General features: G+C 70.9%; 16 protein-coding genes. 2 read left to right on the top strand and 14 right to left on the bottom strand.

Features of this window, described 5'->3' with window-relative positions:
• Positions 1–5: 5 nt before the first annotated feature.
• From AMK31_RS00415 to AMK31_RS00405, 3 genes are all read right to left on the bottom strand, one after another.
• Entirely contained in the window at positions 6–1,298 is a 1,293-nt protein-coding gene (locus AMK31_RS00415) for an extracellular solute-binding protein (protein WP_073938238.1), read from the bottom strand.
• Positions 1,299–1,519: 221 nt separating this feature from the next.
• Positions 1,520–1,801 carry a DUF3039 domain-containing protein gene (locus AMK31_RS00410; RefSeq protein ID WP_073938237.1) on the bottom strand — a complete coding sequence of 94 codons (282 nt, stop codon included), beginning with the start codon at positions 1,799–1,801 and terminating at the stop codon, positions 1,520–1,522.
• Positions 1,802–1,831: 30 nt separating this feature from the next.
• Positions 1,832–2,404: a YqgE/AlgH family protein gene (locus AMK31_RS00405; RefSeq protein ID WP_073938236.1), complete on the bottom strand. Its 573-nt coding sequence runs from the start codon at positions 2,402–2,404 to the stop codon at positions 1,832–1,834.
• 255 nt (positions 2,405–2,659) lie between these two features.
• Between AMK31_RS00405 and murA the strand changes: the two genes are divergently transcribed.
• Positions 2,660–4,000 carry a UDP-N-acetylglucosamine 1-carboxyvinyltransferase gene (gene murA, locus AMK31_RS00400; RefSeq protein ID WP_073938235.1) on the top strand — a complete coding sequence of 447 codons (1,341 nt, stop codon included), beginning with the start codon at positions 2,660–2,662 and terminating at the stop codon, positions 3,998–4,000.
• A 90-nt stretch (positions 4,001–4,090) separates the two neighbouring features.
• Here murA and AMK31_RS00395 read toward each other — a convergent pair whose 3' ends face one another.
• The 11 genes from AMK31_RS00395 to AMK31_RS00345 form a co-directional block, all read right to left on the bottom strand.
• Positions 4,091–4,372 (bottom strand): HU family DNA-binding protein, encoded by a 282-nt coding sequence (locus tag AMK31_RS00395; protein ID WP_003990598.1) that lies wholly within the window; start codon positions 4,370–4,372, stop codon positions 4,091–4,093.
• Between the two features lie 384 nt (positions 4,373–4,756).
• Complete coding sequence (locus AMK31_RS00390; RefSeq protein WP_073938234.1) at positions 4,757–6,172, bottom strand: NAD-dependent malic enzyme; 1,416 nt, start codon at positions 6,170–6,172, stop codon at positions 4,757–4,759.
• 365 nt (positions 6,173–6,537) lie between these two features.
• Positions 6,538–8,847, bottom strand: coding sequence for a HelD family protein (locus AMK31_RS00385; protein WP_073938233.1), 2,310 nt, complete (start codon positions 8,845–8,847; stop codon positions 6,538–6,540).
• 187 nt (positions 8,848–9,034) lie between these two features.
• Positions 9,035–9,823, bottom strand: coding sequence for an anti-sigma factor family protein (locus AMK31_RS00380; protein WP_073938232.1), 789 nt, complete (start codon positions 9,821–9,823; stop codon positions 9,035–9,037).
• 50 nt (positions 9,824–9,873) lie between these two features.
• Positions 9,874–10,458, bottom strand: coding sequence for a sigma-70 family RNA polymerase sigma factor (locus AMK31_RS00375; protein ID WP_073938231.1), 585 nt, complete (start codon positions 10,456–10,458; stop codon positions 9,874–9,876).
• Between the two features lie 228 nt (positions 10,459–10,686).
• On the bottom strand, positions 10,687–11,298 hold the full coding sequence (locus AMK31_RS00370) for a CGNR zinc finger domain-containing protein (protein ID WP_073938230.1): 612 nt from the start codon (positions 11,296–11,298) through the stop codon (positions 10,687–10,689).
• Between the two features lie 97 nt (positions 11,299–11,395).
• The gene (locus AMK31_RS00365) at positions 11,396–12,571 is read right to left on the bottom strand and encodes a uroporphyrinogen-III synthase (RefSeq protein ID WP_073938229.1); all 1,176 of its coding nucleotides are present in this window, start codon (positions 12,569–12,571) and stop codon (positions 11,396–11,398) included.
• A gap of 98 nt (positions 12,572–12,669) precedes the next feature.
• Positions 12,670–14,082 carry a nitrate/nitrite transporter gene (locus AMK31_RS00360; RefSeq protein ID WP_073938228.1) on the bottom strand — a complete coding sequence of 471 codons (1,413 nt, stop codon included), beginning with the start codon at positions 14,080–14,082 and terminating at the stop codon, positions 12,670–12,672.
• Between the two features lie 211 nt (positions 14,083–14,293).
• The gene (locus AMK31_RS00355) at positions 14,294–15,526 is read right to left on the bottom strand and encodes an RCC1 domain-containing protein (RefSeq protein WP_073938227.1); all 1,233 of its coding nucleotides are present in this window, start codon (positions 15,524–15,526) and stop codon (positions 14,294–14,296) included.
• A gap of 165 nt (positions 15,527–15,691) precedes the next feature.
• On the bottom strand, positions 15,692–16,462 hold the full coding sequence (locus AMK31_RS00350) for a hypothetical protein (RefSeq protein WP_073938226.1): 771 nt from the start codon (positions 16,460–16,462) through the stop codon (positions 15,692–15,694).
• A gap of 37 nt (positions 16,463–16,499) precedes the next feature.
• Positions 16,500–16,937: an ATP-binding protein gene (locus tag AMK31_RS00345; RefSeq protein WP_338013018.1), complete on the bottom strand. Its 438-nt coding sequence runs from the start codon at positions 16,935–16,937 to the stop codon at positions 16,500–16,502.
• 151 nt (positions 16,938–17,088) lie between these two features.
• Between AMK31_RS00345 and AMK31_RS00340 the strand changes: the two genes are divergently transcribed.
• Positions 17,089–17,958, top strand: coding sequence for a helix-turn-helix domain-containing protein (locus tag AMK31_RS00340; RefSeq protein ID WP_385310443.1), 870 nt, complete (start codon positions 17,089–17,091; stop codon positions 17,956–17,958).
• Positions 17,959–17,966: the final 8 nt, after the last annotated feature.

Raw genomic sequence — 17,966 nt, 5'->3', positions numbered from 1 at the left:
CCGGCTCACCCGGCGGAGCCGAACGCGTCGTCCATCTTCCTCGCCGCGTCCTGCGACGCCGCGGCCACGTCCTTCCGGCCGCTGACGATCTCCTGGAACATGGTCGGCAGCACCAGCGAGGAGTCGATGCGCGCCCAGGCCGGCGAGGCGGGCACGAACTTCGCCCCGGCGGCCAGCGTCCGCACGAAGGGCCGCACGAACGGCTCCTTCTCGGCGGCCTCGCGCCGTACGTCCGTGAAGGTCGGCAGGAAGCCCATCGCGTCGAAGAGTTCGCCCTGGGTGCGCTTGCCGGCGAGCCGCTTCATCAGGTCGACGGCGAGGGTGCGGTGCCCGGTGCTCTTCAGGACGCCGATGTTGTTGCCGCCCGCGAAGGCGGGCGCGATCTCCCCGGCCTTCACCCCGGGCAGCGGTACGACGGCGTACTTGCCCTTCACCGCGCCGGCCTCCACGGCCGCGTGGCTGAAGTCCCCGCCGATCGCCATGGCCGCCTTGCCGGACGCGAAGGCGGTGACCGTGTCGTTGCCGCCCATGCCGGCGCACTTGGGGGCGGGGCAGTTGTCGTCGCCGAAGAGGGAGGTGTAGGCCTCGATGCCCCGCCGGGCGGCGGCGCCGTCGACGGCGGAGACGTAGGAGCCGCCCTCGCGGGTGGCCAGCTCGCCGCCGTGGGCCCAGACGAACGGGAGCGCGCCGTAGGTGTAGGCGCCGCCGACGGCGAGGCCGTACAGGTCGGGCCGGGCGGCCCGGATCTCCTTGGCCGTCTCGACCAACTCGGACTGGGTGCGGGGCACTTCGAGCCCGAGGTCGTCGAAGACGTCCGTCCGGTAGTAGAGCGCGCGGACACCGACGAAGAACGGGGCGCCGTAGACCTTGCCGTCGACCGTCACCGACTGCCGGGCCGTCGGGTCGGTGTCCTCGGCCTCGGGCCAGGCGGCGAACTCCTCGGTGACGTCGGCGAGCCCGCCGTCCTTCACATAGCCGGCGGTGTCGGTGTTGCCGTACTCGATGACGTCGGGCGCGGAGGCGGGGTCGTTGAACGCGGCCTTGATGCGCTGGGCGCGGCTCTCGACCGGGATGTACTCGACGGAGACCTCGGCGCCTTCGTGGGCCTTCTCGAAGCTGTCGACGACGGCGTCGACGACTCGTTCCTTCGGCTTGTTGCCGACCTCCTGGAAGAGCCAGACCCGCAGGGTGCCGCTCTTGTCGTCCTTGTCGGAGCCGCTGGTGTCGGTGGTCTGGGGGGCGCAGGCGGTGGCGGCCATGACGGCGAGGAGCACGGCCAGACGGGCGGGGAGCTTCATGAAGCGTTCCTCCGGCGTTTCGTTGCAACATGCGCAATGACTGTTTTGCTCTGCACAACACAACGGAGGCTAGGTACTACCCGAACACGCCGACAAGAGGTCTCAACCACTTCGTGACACACTTCGTGACCCGCTTCGCGGCACACGAAAGGCCCCCCGCGCGCGCACCGAGCGCGCCCCGGGGGGCCTTACGCAGATCTGTGAGGCAGGCGGACTACGGCCTACTTGTCGCCCTTGCCCTTGTCGTCACCGCCGGAGCCCATGGACTCGTAGATCTCCTTGCACATGGGACACACGGGGTACTTCTTCGGGTCGCGGCCCGGCACCCAGACCTTGCCGCACAGCGCCACGACGGGGGTGCCGTCGAGGGCGCTCGCCATGATCTTGTCCTTCTGGACGTAGTGGGCGAAGCGCTCGTGGTCGCCGTCGCCGTGGGACACCTGCGGCGTCGGCTCTACGAGGGTCCCCGTACCAGTCCCGCGCTCGGGCTCGAGAGTGCTCATAGAACCCAAGAGTACTGAAGCTCACATGGTTCAGTTGAGCGAAGGGTCGTCCGGGTACGTGGCCACCATCGCCAGCTCGTTGCGCTGGCGGCGGAGCACTTCGCGCCAGAGTCTCTCGGGCACCGGGCAGGACACGTCGCCGGGTTCGGACTCGACCACGTACCAGGCGCCGTCCACCAGCTCGTCCTCCAGCTGACCGGGCCCCCAGCCGGCGTACCCGGCGAAGATCCGCAGCGAGCCGACGGCCGAGGCGAGGAGTTCCGGCGGGGCCTCCAGGTCGACCAGGCCGATCGCGCCGTGCACCCGCCGCCAGCCCAGCGGCGCCGCCTCACCGGACGCCCCGCCGGGGACGACCGCGACCCCGAGGGCCGAGTCCAGGGACACCGGGCCGCCCTGGAAGACCACGCCGGGCTCGCCGGCCAGGTCCGCCCAGCCCTCCAGGATGTCGCCCACCCCGACCGGCGTCGGACGGTTGAGGACGACACCGAGGGAGCCCTCCTCGTCGTGGTCGAGAAGGAGCACCACCGCACGGTCGAAGTTCGGGTCCGCCAGGGCGGGCGTTGCCACGAGCAGCCGCCCTGTGAGCGAGGACACCTCGGTCATGCCAGACATGATCCCGCATCTTCCCCCGGTGTGGGGAGGCAATCGTGACGCCCGGGTGAACGCCCGGCGGGGCGCACCGGTGCACCCCGCGCGCACGGCGGCCGTGGTGACCCCATGTGCCCGATTGTGAACGGTTCGTGTTGTGACACAGCTATGACGTGGCTGGGCGGTACTTGGGCTTACAGAAGGGGGGTGCGGGGCCATTAGTCTGTCTCTCCGGCCCTGCCCCACACTCCCATACGGAACGCGAGATTCATGACCGTCAACGACGATGTCCTGCTTGTCCACGGCGGAACCCCGCTGGAGGGCGAGATCCGTGTCCGCGGTGCGAAGAACCTCGTGCCGAAGGCCATGGTGGCCGCGCTGCTGGGCAGCGCTCCCAGTCGGCTGCGCAACGTCCCGGACATCCGCGACGTGCGGGTGGTCCGCGGGCTGCTGCAGCTGCACGGCGTGACGGTCCGTCCGGGCGAGGAACCGGGCGAGCTGGTGCTGGACCCGACGCACGTCGAGAGCGCCAACGTGGCCGACATCGACGCCCACGCGGGTTCCAGCCGCATCCCGATCCTCTTCTGCGGCCCGCTGCTGCACCGGCTCGGGCACGCCTTCATCCCCGGCCTCGGTGGCTGCGACATCGGCGGGCGGCCCATCGACTTCCACTTCGACGTGCTGCGGCAGTTCGGCGCGACGATCGAGAAGCGCGCGGACGGCCAGTACCTGGAGGCCCCGCAGCGGCTGCGCGGCACGAAGATCCGGCTGCCGTACCCGTCAGTCGGCGCGACCGAGCAGGTGCTGCTGACGGCGGTGCTCGCCGAGGGCGTGACGGAACTCTCGAACGCGGCCGTGGAGCCGGAGATCGAGGACCTGATCTGCGTCCTGCAGAAGATGGGCGCCATCATCGCGATGGACACCGACCGCACGATCCGCATCACCGGTGTGGACAAGCTCGGCGGCTACACGCACCGCGCCCTCCCGGACCGGCTGGAGGCCGCCTCCTGGGCGTCCGCGGCGCTGGCGACCGAGGGCGACATCTACGTCCGCGGCGCCCAGCAGCGCTCGATGATGACGTTCCTGAACACCTACCGGAAGGTGGGCGGTGCCTTCGAGATCGACGACGAGGGCATCCGTTTCTGGCACCCGGGCGGGCAGTTGAAGTCCATCGCCCTGGAGACGGACGTGCACCCCGGCTTCCAGACGGACTGGCAGCAGCCGCTGGTCGTGGCGCTCACCCAGGCCACGGGCCTGTCGATCATCCACGAGACGGTCTACGAGTCCCGGCTCGGCTTCACCTCCGCGCTGAACCAGATGGGCGCGCACATCCAGCTGTACCGCGAGTGCCTGGGCGGCTCCGACTGCCGCTTCGGCCAGCGCAACTTCCTGCACTCCGCGGTCGTGTCCGGCCCGACCCGCCTCCAGGGCGCCGACCTGGTCATCCCCGACCTGCGCGGCGGCTTCTCGTACCTCATCGCGGCGCTGGCGGCCCAGGGCACGTCCCGGGTCCACGGCATCGACCTGATCAACCGCGGCTACGAGAACTTCATGGACAAGCTCATGGAACTGGGCGCGAAGGTCGAACTGCCGGGCAAGGCGCTCGGCTGACACCCCTGCTCCGACACGCCGATGGGGCGGTCACCCGAGTCCGGGTGACCGCCCCATCGGCGTTCAGCAAGGCTTCACGTAAACGCGCCCTTACTTGCCCTTGGCCGCTTCCTTGAGCTTGGAGCCCGCGGAGACCTTCACGCTGTAGCCGGCCGGGATCTGGATCGGCTCGCCGGTCTGCGGGTTACGCGCGGTGCGAGCGGCACGGTGGGTGCGCTCGAAGGTCAGGAAGCCGGGGATGGTGACCTTCTCGTCCCCCTTGGAGACGATGTCGCCGACGACGTCGGCGAACGCGGCCAGCACGGCGTCGGCGTCCTTGCGGGTCACCTCGGCGCGGTCGGCCAGCGCGGCCACCAGCTCACTGCGGTTCATGTTGTTACTCCCGTGTTCTTCTTGCTGTTGGGGCGTGCCACGCGGCGAAGCCGCATCTCGGGCACAGCGAAGCCGATGCTGCCAGGGCCCTCGGACGGGTCCCGGACCCGGGTCCGTCGTCAGACGCTCGCGCCCAGGACCGCATCCTGCCCCTACCTGCGGCGGGAAAGCCAATCCGGCACCCATTGGAGTCGTGAGAACACCCTTGGGAGTCACACGAGGAGCGCCCCTGACCGGCCGTCCACCCGGATGGCGGCGGCCGACGGCCCGCCTACCCTAGAGGGCGCCCGGGGTCGCTCGGTTCCACGACGCGCCGTGGCGGCGGCTCATCGTGTCGATCCTCACAGCCCCGGCACAGTCCCGCCAGGGGTTTTGCGCGCGATGCTACGCGGTGGCGCCCGCCGCCTTCGCCGCGTCCCGCACGGCGCCGGCGACGGCGCCCGCGACCTTGTCGTTGAAGACGGACGGAACGATGTAGTTCGGGTTCAGCTCGTCCTCGGTGACGACGTCCGCGAGGGCCTTCGCGGCCGCGAGCATCATGTCGGTGTTCACCGTGCGGGACTGGGCGTCGAGCAGGCCGCGGAAGACGCCCGGGAATACCAGCACGTTGTTGATCTGGTTCGGGAAGTCGGAGCGGCCGGTGGCCACAACTGCCGCGGTCTGGCGGGCGATTGCGGGGTCCACCTCGGGGTCGGGGTTCGCGAGCGCGAACACGATGGCGTCGTCGGCCATGGCGGCCACGTCGTCGCCGTCGAGGACGTTCGGGGCGGAGACGCCGATGAAGACGTCGGCGCCGCGCACGGCCTCCTTGAGGGTGCCGGTGATGCCCTCGGGGTTGGTGTTGTCGGCGATCCAGCGCAGCGGGGAGTCGGGGGCGGCCTCGACCAGGTCCTCGCGGCCGGCGTGCACGACGCCGTGGATGTCGGCGACGACGGCGTGCTTGACGCCGGCGGCGATCAGCAGCTTGAGGATGGCCGTACCGGCCGCGCCGGCGCCGGACATGACCACGCGGACGTCGCCGACTCCCTTGTTCACCACGCGCAGTGCGTTGGTGAGGGCGGCGAGCACGACGATGGCGGTGCCGTGCTGGTCGTCGTGGAAGACGGGGATGTCCAGGGCCTCACGCAGCCGGGCCTCGATCTCGAAGCAGCGGGGCGCGGAGATGTCCTCGAGGTTGATGCCGGCGAACCCGGGGGCGATCGCCTTGACGATCTCGACGATGGCGTCGCTGTCCTGGGTGTCGAGGCAGATCGGCCACGCGTCGATGCCGGCGAACCGCTTGAACAGGGCCGCCTTGCCCTCCATGACGGGCAGCGCGGCCTTGGGGCCGATGTTGCCCAGGCCGAGCACCGCGGAGCCGTCCGTCACGACCGCAACGGAGTTGCGCTTGATGGTCAGACGGCGGGCGTCCTCGGGGTTCTCGGCGATCGCCATGCAGACGCGGGCGACGCCGGGCGTGTAGACCATGGAGAGGTCGTCACGGTTGCGGATGGGGTGCTTCGACGCCATCTCGATCTTGCCGCCGAGGTGCATCAGGAACGTACGGTCGGAGACCTTGCCCAGCGTGACGCCCTCGATGGTGCGCAGTTTGCCGACGATCTCGTCGGCGTGCGCGGTCGAGCTGGCCGCGATGGTGACGTCGATCCGGAGCTTCTCGTGGCCGGACGCGGTGACGTCGAGGCCGGTCACCGAGCCTCCGGAGGACTCCACGGCGGTGGTGAGCTGCGAGACGGCGGTTCCGCTCGCGGGCACCTCCAGCCGGATGGTCATCGAGTAGGAGACGCTGGGCGCCGTTGCCATGGCCGACTTCCTCTGCTTTCACCGTGTCGCGAAGTTGTGCCGTCCGATCGTCGCACCTACCCCTGAGTACGCGGTAGCCGCCCCGAATTGCGGACGTTTTGTTCACGGGTGGCCGTGAACTTTGGAAAACATCTTCCACGATACGAGATTCGATCAGCCAGAGATACGACAACAAAGAGGCCCACGTCACATCGGACGTGGGCCTCTTCGAACGTTCATGACACCGACCCGCCATGCTCGCCTCGCGGCAAGTGGTCCCTCGAAGGGACGAAGGTTGGGCCCGGGGGCTTGGATCGAGCCGGTGTCACATCCAGGCTAACAAACGTTCCCGGAGGGCCATTCCCGTCCGGGGGAAAATCCCCCGGTCAGTCCCTCAGCAGATCCGGGACCCCGGTCGCGTCCGGCTCGTCCCGCTCGCCGGAGACCACCGTCAGCTGCTGGGTCGCCCTGGTCAGGGCCACGTACAGCACCCTGAGGCCCGCCGGGGACTCGTCGGCGATCTCCGCCGGGGAGACGACGACCGTCGCGTCGTACTCCAGGCCCTTCGCCTCCAGGCTGCCCAGCGCCACCACCCGGTCGCCGAGCCCGGCCAGCCAGCGCCGCGCCTCCTCGCGCCGGTTCATGGCGACGACGACGCCGATGGTGCCGTCGACCCGCTCCAGCAGCCGCGCGGCCTCCTCCCGGACGGTCTCGCCCAGGGACTCCCCCACGACCGTGAAACGCGGCTCCACGCCCGTCGAGCGCACCGCCGCCGGCGACTCGGACCCCGGCATCGCCAGCGCCAGCACCTTCGACGCCAGCTCGGCGATCTCCGCGGGGTTGCGGTAGTTCACGGTGAGCTGGAAGCGGCGGCGCGGGCGGGTGCCCAGGGCCTCGTCGCGGGCCTCGGCCGCCTCGTCGGGGTCGGACCACGACGACTGGGCCGGGTCGCCGACGACCGTCCAGGTGGCGTGCCGGCCGCGGCGGCCGACCATGCGCCACTGCATCGGCGTGAGGTCCTGGGCCTCGTCGACGATGACGTGCGCGTACTCCACCCGCTCCTGCGCCAGCCGCTCGGCGCGCTCGCGCTGCGACTCCTCGCGCATCGGCATCAGCTCCTCCAGGCCGGTGAGCTGGTCCAGCGGGTCCAGCTCCCGCTTCTTGCGGGGCCGGGCGGGGGCGCCGAGGACCGCGTTCAGCTCGTCGAGCATCGCGATGTCGTGCACGGAGTGGCCGTCCCGCTTCAGCGAGCGGGCCACCTTGCGCACCTCGCCCGGGTTGAGCACCCGCCGGGACCAGCGGCCGAGCCGCCGCTCGTCGGCCATGGCGGCGAGCACGCCCGCCGGGGTCAGCTCGGGCCACCAGGCGTCGAGGAAGGCGATGAACGCGTCCTCGCTGGTCACGTCCTCGTCGAAGGAGGAGCGCAGCTCGGCGGCCAGCTCCGGGTCGGTGTGCCGGCCCGCGGCGCCGGACTTCTCCCAGAGGGCGTCGAGGAGCAGCTTGCGGGCGCGCGGGCGGAGCAGGTTGACCGGGGCCGTGCCGCCGAGGGCGGCCTGGCGGATCCGGCCCAGCTCGTCGGCCTCCAGTTCGAGGCGGCGGCCGAAGGCGACGACCCTGAGCCGGTCCGGTGAACCGTTCCGCTCCAGCGCGCCGCGCGCGGCCTTGCGCAGCACCTTCAGCATCCGGGACGAGCCCTTGGCGCGGGCCACGGCCGGGGAGTCGTACAGCGTGGCCTCGGCGCCGTCGACGAGCGAGCCGATCGCCCGGATGGCGACCTGGCCCTCCTCGCCGAGGGAGGGCAGGACGCCCTCGGTGTACGCCACCAGCAGCGGGGTCGGGGAGACGATCAGGATGCCGCCCGCGTACCGGCGGCGGTCCTGGTAGAGGAGGTAGGCCGCGCGGTGCAGGGCGACGGCCGTCTTGCCGGTGCCGGGGCCGCCCTCGACGTACGTCACGGAGGCGGCGGGCGCGCGGATCACCAGGTCCTGCTCGGCCTGGATGGAGGCGACGATGTCCCGCATGGTGTGGCTGCGGGCCCGGCCGAGGGCGGCCATCAGGGCGCCGTCGCCGATCACGGGCAGTTCGTCGCCGTCCAGGAACGCCTTCAGCTCGGGACGCATCAGGTCGTCCTCGACGCCGAGGACCCGGCGGCCCTTGGAGCGGATGACCCGGCGCCGTACGACCCGTCCCGGGTCCACCGGGGTGGAGCGGTAGAACGGGGCGGCGGCGGGGGCCCGCCAGTCGATGACCAGCGGGGCGTAGTCCTGGTCGAGGACGCCGATGCGGCCGATGTGCAGGGTCTCGGCGATGTCGGCGGTGCTGTCGGGGCGCACCGCCCCTTCCGCGGGCTCCACCGCCGTGTAGGCGCCGTCGGGGCCCTTCTTGCCGTCCTTGCCGAGCAGCAGGTCGATCCGGCCGAACAGGAAGTCCTCGAACTCGTTGTTCAGCCGGTTCAGGTGCACGCCCGCCCGGAAGACCTGCGCGTCCCGCTCCGCGAGCGCGCCGGGCGTGCCGACCTGGCCGCGGCGGGCCGCGTCCTCCATCAGGAATTCCGCCTCGTGGATCTTCTCCTCGAGGCGGCGGTACACCTTGTCCAGGTGTTCCTGTTCGACGCCGATCTCGCGGTCGCGTACGGAGTCATGACCGGTGTCGTGAACCGAGTCGACCGCGGAATCCTGCTGAGCCTGTGCGGCCACCGGGCCCCCTTCTGACGTGCTGGGCAGCCGTCAACCGTACGCGAAGAGGGCGGCTCGCGGCTACGGGGCGCCTGCTGAAGAGGGGGTTCCGTCCACCGGCGGGTGCGGGTGCGTCGTGCCCGGTCGCGCAGTTCCCCGCGCCCCTGGGGGGCGCGCCGCGAAGGGCGCGACCCCGCCGGGCCGGTCGCTAGGCGTCGACCTCCACCAGCCGCTTGCCGTCGAAGGTCATGATCTCGAAGTGGTCGATCTCGTCGGGCGTGAACGCGGCGCCGCCGTGGACGTACAGCGGTTGCTTGGCCTGTTCGGTGGTGGCGCCCGGGATGCCGTAGCCCCAGTTCGGGACGGACCAGGAGGTGACCGTCTCGCGTTCGCCGTTCTTGCCGACCGCGATCAGGGCGCACTTCTGCGGACCCTTGACGTTCTTCAGCTCCAGGACGGCATGGGTGCCCCACGCCTTCTTCTCCAGCGCCACGGTCGCGCTGACCTGGGTGCCGGGGTCGGTGGCGGTGACCTTGTCGTCGATGTCGTCGAAGGACGCCTTGGCGGGGCTGCCGGCGTGCGCGGACACCTTCGGGCCGCCGTCGTCGCCGCCCCCGCTGGTCGCCACGGCGACGAACGGGCCACCGACGATCAGCGCGGCCGCCGCCGCGACCATGTAGAAACCGCGCCGGCGCTTCTGCGCGCGGCGCTCGGCGACCTCGTCGACCAGTCTCTCCGCGAGCCGCGGGCTGGGCTTCGCGGACAGGGACTCCCCGATCGCGGGCGTGCTGCCGGTGCCGGGCAGGTCGGCGAGCGCGGCCAGCATCGGCTCCATGCCGGCCAGCTCGTCGAGCTGTTCGGCGCACCACTCGCAGCTCGCGAGATGCGCCTCGAAAGCGGTTGCTTCGGCGTCGTCGAGAATCCCGAGGGCGTAGGCGCCGACGGTCTCGTGTTCGTTCGGGCCCGTGGGTCCCTGTGCCCCCTGAGATCCCTGCATGGGGCCAGACATACCCGGACCCCCCGCGTCGTATCCCCCGTATGCACTCATCACGCCGTCACCCCCCGCTCCTCCAGTGCCAGCTTCATCGAACGCAGCGCGTAGAACACCCGGGAGCGCACCGTGCCACTCGGTATCCCCAGTTTCTGAGCCGCCTCATTGACGGTACGCCCCTTGAAGTACGTCTCGACGAGCACCTCCCGGTGAGCCGGGGTCAGGTCGTCGAGCGCGTCCGACAGCGTCATCAGCCACAGCGCCTTGTCGATCTCGTCCTCCGCGGGGATGACCTCCAGCGGCGACGGGTCGACCTCCTGCGGCCGGGCCTGCCGGCTGCGGTGGCCGTCGATGACGATGCGCCGGGCGACCGTCACCAGCCAGGGGCGTACCGATCCGGTCGCTCGGTTGAGCTGACCGGCGTTCTTCCAGGCACGGATGAGCGTTTCCTGCACCACGTCCTCGGCGCGCTGCCGGTCTCCGGCGACCAGACGCAGCACATAGGCGAGCAGGGGTCCGGCGTGCTCGCGGTACAGCGCGCGCATCAACTCCTCGTCGGGCTCCGGAGGCTGGGCGGACATGCGATGTCGGGCCCTCGTTCCACGTTCCTTGGCCACGACGGAATCCTTGCGCACGCCCACCTCCGATGTCCGGGGGTTCCCCCGACCGGTCGCTCGACGACGTGTACGCACGCGGGGCGCGAGGTGTTCAAAGCGAGGCGACAGATTTCTTCGAGACGGCGTGACGAGGGGGACATGAATGCACAATCCCCGCGTAGCGTCTTCACATTTCCCCCACGAAGGCAAAGGCGGCGGTGCCTGCCGCGTGCCCGCCAGGTGACTGCCGTGCCGCCTGCCGTGTTGCCTAAATCACTTCACGGGTGCCGCACTTGTGAGGGCCGCCCGGCGCCGGTGCCGGGCCACCCGCACCCGGTTCCCGCACACCTCGCTGGAGCACCAGCGCCTGCGCCGCCCCCGTGAGGTGTCGAGGTAGACGATGGGGCAGTCGTCGCCCGCGCACTGGCGCAGACAGGCCCGCGCGAGCGGGTCGGTGAGCAGGTCCACGGCGTCCCGGGCCACGGCCGCGAGCAGCGCGGGGCAGTCCGGGGGCCGGTCCAGCCGCCGTACCAGCGTGCCGTCGTCGGCGCGGACCGCGCGCGGCGCCGGGGGCGCGGTGCGGGCGAACTCGTTGACGCGGGCGAGCGCGTGGTCGTACGACGTGCCGGGCGCGGCGACGCGCAGTGTGCCGCGGACCAAGGGGTCGATACGGCCGCGCAGTTCGCGGAAGCCGAGCAGCCAGGAGGCGTCGGCGTGGCCGAGCAGGGTGCCCGGCGGCACCAGGCCGGCCCCGGCGATCCAGGCGCACAACATCCCGACGGAGTCGAGCCGTTCCCCGGGGTGTGTGGTCGCCAGCAGGTCGAGACAGTGGCGCCCGGCGTCGAACCGCAGCTCGGGGGCTTCCGTGGCCGTACCCAGTGCCATGCGCCTGTCACCGCCTAGGAGGAGTCTCCTGTTCCCTCCTACAGTGCCTGCCCGGCTTCCCGGCCGGAACCCCTCGGGACGCCCACGGACCGCCGGGTCAGGCGTCGGCGTACTTGGCGTCGGCCGCCGGGTCGAGGGCCAGCCGGTAGCCGCGTTTGACGACGGTCTGGATGAGCTTCGGGGCGCCGAGTGCCGTCCGCAGCCGGGCCATCGCGGTCTCGACGGCGTGCTCGTCGCGGCCCGCGCCCGGCAGGGCCCGCAGCAGCTCGGCCCGCGACACCACCCAGCCCGGCCGCCGGGACAGCGCCCGCAGCAGGGACATCCCCGCGGGCGGCACCGGCCGCAGCTCCCCGTCCACCAGCACGGCGTGCCCGCGGATCTCCACCCGGTGCCCGGCGACCGGCAACGACCGTGCACGGCCCGGCAGTTCCTTGCAGAGCAGCTGGACGAGCGGGCCGAGCCGGAAGCGTTCGGGCTGCACGGTGTCGACGCCGTGGGCCTGGAGCGGCAGCGCGGTCACCGGGCCGACGCAGGCCGGCAGGACGTCGTGGCCGAGGGCGGCGAGCAGGTCCGGCAACAGTCCGCGTTCCTCGGCGCGGTTCAGCAGGGACTGGGCGGCCGGCGCACTGGTGAAGGTGAGCGCGTCCACGCCCCGGGCGACGGCGGCGTCCAGCAGCCGGTCCACGGGCGTCAGGTCCTCCGGCGGCAGCCACCGGTACACCGGCACCCCGACCACCTCGGCGCCGCCCGCCCGCAGCGCCTCCACGAACCCGGGCAGCGGCTCGCCGTGCAGCTGTACCGCGATCCGGCGCCCGTCGACGCCCTCCGCCAGCAGCCGGTCCAGCACCTCGGCCAGCGACTCGGAGCACGGCGACCAGTCCTCGGTCAGCCCGGCGGCCCGGATCGCGCCCTTCACCTTCGGGCCGCGGGCCAGCAGTTCGACCCCGCGCAGCCGCTCCAGCAGCGGCTCGCCGAGCCCCCACCCGTCGGCGGCCTCGATCCATCCGCGGAACCCGATGGCGGTGGTGGCCACCACCACGTCCGGCACCCTGTCGAGCAGTTCCTTGGTCGCGGCCAGCAGCTCGCTGTCGTCGGCGAGCGGCACGATCCGCAGGGCCGGGGCGTGCAGGACCGCGGCTCCGCGCCGCTGGAGCAGGGCGCCGAGTTCATCGGCGCGGCGCGCGGCGGTCACACCCACGGTGAACCCGGCGAGGGGCCCGTGTTCGGCCCGCTCCTGGGTCCCGTTGTCCGGTCGCTGCAGTTCCTCGTACATAGCTCATGTCCCGCACTCGAGTCGTGGCACCTACATGCCGCCGAGCCTGTCAACGCCGCGTGACAGGCTCGGTTCGGCTTGATGTCGCCGGTGTTACGTCACACCTCGGCGTAGCTGAGCTGCGCGTTCTTCTCGGTGGTCGACTCGGCGGCCCGCTGTGGGGCGGCCGGGCGGCGGCGAAGGTATACGGACCAGGTGACCACGAAGCACGCCGCGTACCAGGCCAGGAAGGCGACGAACGCGCCGGTTCCGGAGCCGTAGGAGAGGAAGGACTGCCGGAAGGCCATGTTGATGCCGACCCCGCCGAGCGCGCCGACCGCACCGATGAGACCCATCGACGCACCCGACAGCCGCCGCCCGTAGGCCGCCGCCTCCTCGCCGCGCAGCCCCTTGGCGAGGGCCTTGGCGTGGAAGATGCCGGGGATCATCTTGAAGGTGGACCCGTTGCCGAGCCCGCTGAGCACGAACAGCACCACGAAGACGGACACGAACAGCGCGAGCGACTTCTGCACGCTGGCGTAGATGAGGACACCGGTCGCGGCGCCCATGCCGACGTAGTTGTAGAGGCTGATGCGCGCCCCGCCGTAGCGGTCGGCGAGCCAGCCGCCGAGGGGGCGGATGAGGGAGCCGAGCAGCGGGCCGATGAAGGTCAGGTAGGCCGCCTGGAGCGGCGTACGCCCGAACTGGTTCGTCAGCACCTGGCCGAAGGCGAAGCTGTACCCGATGAACGAGCCGAACGTCCCGATGTAGAGGAAGGACATGATCCAGGTGTGCCCGTCGCGGGCGGCGTCCTTCGCGGCGCCGGTGTCGTTCTTCACGTTCTCCAGGTTGTCCATGAAGAGCGCGGCGAGGACGGCGGCGACGAGGATCAGCGGGATGTAGATCCCGAGCAGGACGCGCGGTCCGCCGCTCGCCCCGATGATGGCGAGGGCGGCGAGCTGGATGACGGGCACCCCGATGTTCCCGCCGCCGGCGTTGAGCCCGAGCGCCCACCCCTTCTTCTTCAGCGGGAAGAAGGCGTTGATGTTGGTCATGGAGGAGGCGAAGTTGCCGCCGCCGACACCGGCCAGCAGGCCGACCAGCAGGAAGGTGGAGTAGGAGGTCCCCGGCTCCATCACGGTGAACGCGGCGATCGTCGGGATGAGCAGCATGGCCGCGGAGATGACCGTCCAGTTCCGCCCGCCGAAGATCGCGACGGCGAAGGTGTACGGCACCCGGACCACGGCCCCGACCAGGGTGACCACCGAGGTCAGCAGGAACTTGTCGGCCGGCGTGAGCCCGTACTCCGGCCCCATGAACAGCACGAGCACCGACCACATGGTCCAGACGGAGAAACCGATGTGCTCGGAGAGCACGGAGAAGAAGAGATTCCGCCGGGCGATCCTCTCCCCCGTCTCCTTCCAGAAGGTCTCGTCCTCCGGATCCCAGTGCTGGATCCAGCGGCCGCCCCTGCCGGGGGACGGGCTCCTGCCGGGGGGCGGGGGTGCGGGGGCTGTACTAGGGGCCGTCATGACGCCTCCACGGGGCTTCGGGCTGAGGTACATCCCGAAGGTAGGGAGGGCGCGTTTCCGGACTGTGGCTGTGGGTGACCGGAAAGGAACTTTGCTCTCACCCTGGGAGGAGGCGGGGTGAGAGGTCGCCGTCGGACCGGCGGTTCTTCCCGCTCACGCGGCGGCCGGGACCCCTCTTCAGGGCCCCGGCCGGGTGGTGACGCGACGAGGGTCAGGCCGCCAGGCTGTGGGTGCCTCCGCCGGCGATGAGGGTGACGTTCTTGATCGCGGTGACCGCGGCCACCGGCACATTGCTGTTGGTGGTGCTGTTGTTGCCCAGCTCCCCGGCGAAGTTCGCGCCCCAGGTGAAGACGACGTTGCCGGTGGTGGTGCCGCCCCAGCCGTCCCCGCGCTTGCCGCAGTCGCAGAAGGAGCGGATGGCCAGGTTGTGGTCCTCCGTGGTGGCGATGGCCGTCACGTCGGTGAGGTTGCGGACCTGGACGGGGACGTCGCTGTCGGTGTTGGTCGCGTTGCCCAGCTGCCCGAACTGGTTGTCGCCCCAGGCGTGGACCGTGCCGTCGTTCCGCAGCGCCAAGCTGTGGTTGAAACCGGCGGCGAGGGCCTTCACCCGGTTGAGGTTCAGGACCTGGACGGGCACGTTGCTGTCGGTGGTGGTGCCGTTGCCCAGCTGCCCGTTGTCGTTGTCGCCCCAGGCACGGACCGTGCCGTCCCTCAGCAGCGCCAGGCTGTGGTCGCCGCCGGCCGGCGCGGCCACCGCGGTCGCGCCGTAGAGGCCCTGCACCCGGACCGGGACGTTGCTGTCGGTGGTGCCGCCGTCGCCGAGCTGCCCGTTGTCGTTGTCGCCCCAGGCCCAGACGGAGCCGTCCCGCAGCACGGCGAGGCTGTGGTTGTCGCCGCCCGCGATGGCCCTCACGCCGGTGAGTCCCTGGACCCGGACGGGGACGTTGCTGGGGGTGGTGGTGCCGTTGCCCAGCTGCCCGTTGTCGTTGTCGCCCCAGGTCCAGACGGAGCCGTCGCCCAGCAGCGCCAGGCTGTGGTTGTCGCCCGCGGCGATGGCCCTCACGTTGGCGAGGTTCAGGACGCGGACGGGAACGTTGCTGGGGGTGTTGGTGCCGTCGCCCAGCTCTCCGTTGAGGTTGTCGCCCCAGGCCCGGACGGAGCCGTCGCCCAGCAGCGCCAGACTGTGGTCGAAGCCGGCGGCCAGGCCGGTGATGTTCGTCAGGTTCGACACCGTGACTGGGACATGACTGTCGGTGTTGGTTCCGTTGCCCAGCTGCCCCTCGTCGTTGTCGCCCCAGGCCTGGGCGAACGGTGCCGCGCCCTGACCCCTGGGCGGCGCGCCGTCGGCGTACGCGGACGGCGTCCAGGCCAGGAACCCCACCAGCGCGCCGGCCACGACCGCCCGCGCTCGTCTTCTTCGGGCCGGGGAGTGCGTTTCCACCACGAACTTTCCTCTCCGTACGGTCCTTGCCTCGTCACCCCCTCATGACAGACGGCAGGACAATCTGCCCATAGCAATATCAATGCGACGACCCATGAACAGCACGACACATCAGGACATGCTCGAGGCTGTCCCTCGGTAAGCCTTACGAGAAGCCGTTCGCGGAACCTAGCGGCTCGGGGGCTGCCAGTAGGGGTTCTGCTGGGGGCCGTGCGGCTGGGAGGCGTGCGGCTGCGAGGCGTACGGCTGGGGAGGCGCCTGGGGATAGGGCTGCGGCTGGGGAGGCGCCTGGGGGTAGGGCTGCGGCTGGGGATACGGCTGCTGGGCGAACGGATTCCCGTGCCCCGGCAGCTGCCCGCCCGGCGGCAGATACCGCACCCGCCCGCTCTCGTCGGCGACGGGCATGAACCCGGCGGCCTGGAGACGGGCCGCGAACTTGGCGTTGCGTCGCCGGTTGACGACGAAGCCGATGCCGAGGATGCCCATGAGGACGCCCCAGAGGACGCCGGCCCAGAGCAGCGCGCCGCCACCGTCCTGCACGGCGACGGCACCCGCACCCACGGTGGCGCCGATCCCCGCGAAGAGCATCCGCTTCTCGGTGCCCTTCCCGGTGAGATCGAAGTTGATCCGCGCCTTCAGCAGCTCCAGCGCGTCCGGCACGAACGGCGGCAGCGAGACTCCGTCCCCCGCGTTCGGATACTGCGCCCAGTTCTGCGCGGCCCGCGCACGGGCGTACGGGCTCGGGTCCGGGACGATCAGCATGACGAGCGAGCTGTTGTTGGCGCCGCCCTGCCGTACGTCCGCGTACTCGTACCCGAACTGCTGGGCCACGAAGGCGAGCTTGGCGAGCTTCTTCACGGACGCCATGGCACTGGTGACCTGCACGGGCTCCCCGCCGGCCATCAGCCGCAGCATCTTCTGTATCTGCCGCTTGCTCACCCGAACCCACTCCCCCGCGACGCTTGCGTCCCTCTGTTCACTTCAGCAACGCGGGCAGTTTTCCACCCACCTCGAACCACAGCAACTTCCCGCCACCCCGGCCGAAGCCCCCCTCACCGACGGGCCACCCGCCCCACACATCGGCGTACTCCCGCACGAGCAGCAGCCCACGCCCGCGCTCGGCGTCGTGCGGGACGGACGAGACCGCTCGCGTTCCGGTCGGCTCACCGAAGGGCGCGGGGATACGCGGATCGCTGTCCCAGACCCCCACCCGGAGCCGGCCGTCGGTCAACGCGGTCAGCCGGAGGGAGGCGGGCCCGTCGGTGTGCAGGTAGGCATTGGTGACCAACTCGGACACCAACAGCTCGACGGCGTCCAGCACTTCATCCCGTCCGTGAGAACTGAGCACGGCCCGCACGGTCACACGTGCGACATGTGCCGCGCGGGGGTCATGCGGCAGGCGCAGGGCGTACACCCAGGGCTGACACGGGGCTACGGTGACCACGAAGACCTCCGGGAGGAAGGGGACTTGAGAATCACCATAGAGGTCGCGATGTGATACTTAACATCAAAAAGGGGCAATGCCTAACAACTCCCTCCTGTGGGTGACCCCTGAGGACCGGGCCATGACGAGAGAGGGCCACGTGCCGTCGAGTACCAACCCCACCTTGCGCCAGCGGCGCCTGGGCGCCGAGCTGCGCAAGCTACGGGAGCAGGCCGGGCTGACATCGAGCGCCGCAGCCGAACTGCTCGGCGTCAAGCAAGCACAGATCAGCAGCATCGAGTCGGGCCGGTACGCCGTAAGCGCCGACCGCGTACGTACCTTCGCCCGGGCCTACCACTGCGCCGACCAGGCACTTGTCGAAGCCCTGACGGCGATGACCGGCGGGCGGACGCGGGGCTGGTGGGACGAGTACCGAGACCACCTGCCCGTCGGCCTGATCGACCTTGCCGAGCTGGAGCACTATGCGGCGGAGCTGCGCGTGGCCCTGGTCATCCACATCCCCGCCCTGCTCCAGACGACCGATCACGCCCGCGCACTCTTCCGAGGCGTCTTTCCACCCCTCCAGCAGTACGAGATCGAGCACCGCTTGACACACCGCATCAAACGGCAGGGCATCCTCCACCGGGCGACGCCCACCCCCTACACGGCGACGATCCACGAGGCGGCGCTGAGAATGGGATATGGGGGTCGCGACGTCGCCGTCACCCAACTCCGGCACATCCTCGACATGAGCGAACTCCCACATGTCACCGTCAGAGTGGTGCCCTTCGGCAGGGAAAGCTTCCACGGCACCGGCCAGGGCATCGACTACCTGGCCGGCGCCGTCCGCCAGCTCGACACCGTGCAGCTCGACACCCACCACGGCTGCGAGTTCCTGGACGGCGAGGCGCAGCTGGGCAAGTACCGAGCCGTGATCGACCACATGGAGGCCAACGCCCTGGACCCCGACGACTCCCGCGACCTCATCCGCCGCATCGCCCACGACCTCTGAAAGGCAAC

The organism is Streptomyces sp. TSRI0107, assembly GCF_001905845.1.
Lineage (GTDB): Bacteria > Actinomycetota > Actinomycetes > Streptomycetales > Streptomycetaceae > Streptomyces.
Note: the sequence above shows the minus strand (reverse complement) of the source record. Positions and strands in the feature narration are given on the sequence as shown.